The sequence below is a fragment of the Streptomyces sp. NPDC034103 genome, from assembly GCF_055575395.1.
Map to the genome: position 1 here is coordinate 1 of NZ_JBVISS010000037.1, position 2,606 is coordinate 2,606.

Genomic DNA, 2,606 nt, shown 5'->3' on the forward strand with positions numbered 1-2,606 from the left:
AATGTAACCGGGCGTTTCCCTCACGCTATGACCACCGAAACACTATGAAACTGTTTCAGCCGCACCACACCCGTGACCATGGGCATGGGGCCGTTCGTGGTTTCAGAACCAACACAGTGGACGCGAGCAACTGAGGACAAGCCCTCGGCCTATTAGTACCGGTCACCTCCACCCATTACTGGGCTTCCAGATCCGGCCTATCAACCCAGTCGTCTACTGGGAGCCTTACCCCATCAAGTGGGTGGGAATACTCATCTCGAAGCAGGCTTCCCGCTTAGATGCTTTCAGCGGTTATCCCTCCCGAACGTAGCCAACCAGCCATGCCCTTGGCAGGACAACTGGCACACCAGAGGTTCGTCCGTCCCGGTCCTCTCGTACTAGGGACAGCCCTTCTCAATATTCCTGCGCGCGCAGCGGATAGGGACCGAACTGTCTCACGACGTTCTAAACCCAGCTCGCGTACCGCTTTAATGGGCGAACAGCCCAACCCTTGGGACCGACTCCAGCCCCAGGATGCGACGAGCCGACATCGAGGTGCCAAACCATCCCGTCGATATGGACTCTTGGGGAAGATCAGCCTGTTATCCCCGGGGTACCTTTTATCCGTTGAGCGACGGCGCTTCCACAAGCCACCGCCGGATCACTAGTCCCGACTTTCGTCCCTGCTCGACCCGTCGGTCTCACAGTCAAGCTCCCTTGTGCACTTACACTCAACACCTGATTGCCAACCAGGCTGAGGGAACCTTTGGGCGCCTCCGTTACTCTTTAGGAGGCAACCGCCCCAGTTAAACTACCCATCAGACACTGTCCCTGATCCGGATCACGGACCCAGGTTAGACATCCAGCACGACCAGAGTGGTATTTCAACGGCGACTCCACGAACACTGGCGTGCCCGCTTCAAAGTCTCCCACCTATCCTACACAAGCCGAACCGAACACCAATATCAAACTGTAGTAAAGGTCCCGGGGTCTTTCCGTCCTGCTGCGCGAAACGAGCATCTTTACTCGTAGTGCAATTTCACCGGGCCTATGGTTGAGACAGTCGAGAAGTCGTTACGCCATTCGTGCAGGTCGGAACTTACCCGACAAGGAATTTCGCTACCTTAGGATGGTTATAGTTACCACCGCCGTTTACTGGCGCTTAAGTTCTCAGCTTCGCCACACCGAAATGTGACTAACCGGTCCCCTTAACGTTCCAGCACCGGGCAGGCGTCAGTCCGTATACATCGCCTTACGGCTTCGCACGGACCTGTGTTTTTAGTAAACAGTCGCTTCTCGCTGGTCTCTGCGGCCACCCCCAGCTCGAGGAGCAAGTCCTCTCACCAGTGATGGCCCCCCTTCTCCCGAAGTTACGGGGGCATTTTGCCGAGTTCCTTAACCATAGTTCACCCGAACGCCTCGGTATTCTCTACCTGACCACCTGAGTCGGTTTAGGGTACGGGCCGCCATGAAACTCGCTAGAGGCTTTTCTCGACAGCATAGGATCATCCACTTCACCACAATCGGCTCGGCATCAGGTCTCAGCCTTAATGTGATCCGGATTTGCCTAGATCACGGCCTACACCCTTACCCCGGGACAACCACCGCCCGGGATGGACTACCTTCCTGCGTCACCCCATCACTCACCTACTACCAGATCGGGTCAGCGGCTCCACCACTTTCCTTTCCCCGAAGGGTCCGGAACGGCTTCACGGCCTTAGCATCACTGGATTCGATGTTTGACGCTTCACAGCGGGTACCGGAATATCAACCGGTTATCCATCGACTACGCCTGTCGGCCTCGCCTTAGGTCCCGACTTACCCTGGGCAGATCAGCTTGACCCAGGAACCCTTAGTCAATCGGCGCACACGTTTCTCACGTGTGTATCGCTACTCATGCCTGCATTCTCACTCGTGAACCGTCCACCACTAGCTTCCGCTGCAGCTTCACCCGGCACACGACGCTCCCCTACCCATCCCAGCCGCCGTTGGGCGTATATGCTGAAATGACACGACTTCGGCGGTACGCTTGAGCCCCGCTACATTGTCGGCGCGGAATCACTAGACCAGTGAGCTATTACGCACTCTTTCAAGGGTGGCTGCTTCTAAGCCAACCTCCTGGTTGTCTGTGCGACTCCACATCCTTTCCCACTTAGCGTACGCTTAGGGGCCTTAGTCGATGCTCTGGGCTGTTTCCCTCTCGACCATGGAGCTTATCCCCCACAGTCTCACTGCCGTGCTCTCACTTACCGGCATTCGGAGTTTGGCTAAGGTCAGTAACCCGGTAGGGCCCATCGCCTATCCAGTGCTCTACCTCCGGCAAGAAACACACGACGCTGCACCTAAATGCATTTCGGGGAGAACCAGCTATCACGGAGTTTGATTGGCCTTTCACCCCTAACCACAGGTCATCCCCCAGGTTTTCAACCCTGGTGGGTTCGGTCCTCCACGAAGTCTTACCTCCGCTTCAACCTGCCCATGGCTAGATCACTCCGCTTCGGGTCTTGAGCGCGCTACTGAATCGCCCTATTCGGACTCGCTTTCGCTACGGCTTCCCCACACGGGTTAACCTCGCAACACACCGCAAACTCGCAGGCTCATTCTTCAAAAGGCACGCAGTCACGAGA

General features: G+C 56.5%; 1 rRNA gene (running past one end of the window). It reads right to left on the minus strand.

Going from position 1 to position 2,606, the window contains the following annotated elements:
- Window positions 1-132: 132 nt before the first annotated feature.
- A 23S ribosomal RNA gene (locus ACZ56U_RS39890) occupies window positions 133-2,606 on the minus strand (it continues 198 nt past the right edge of the window).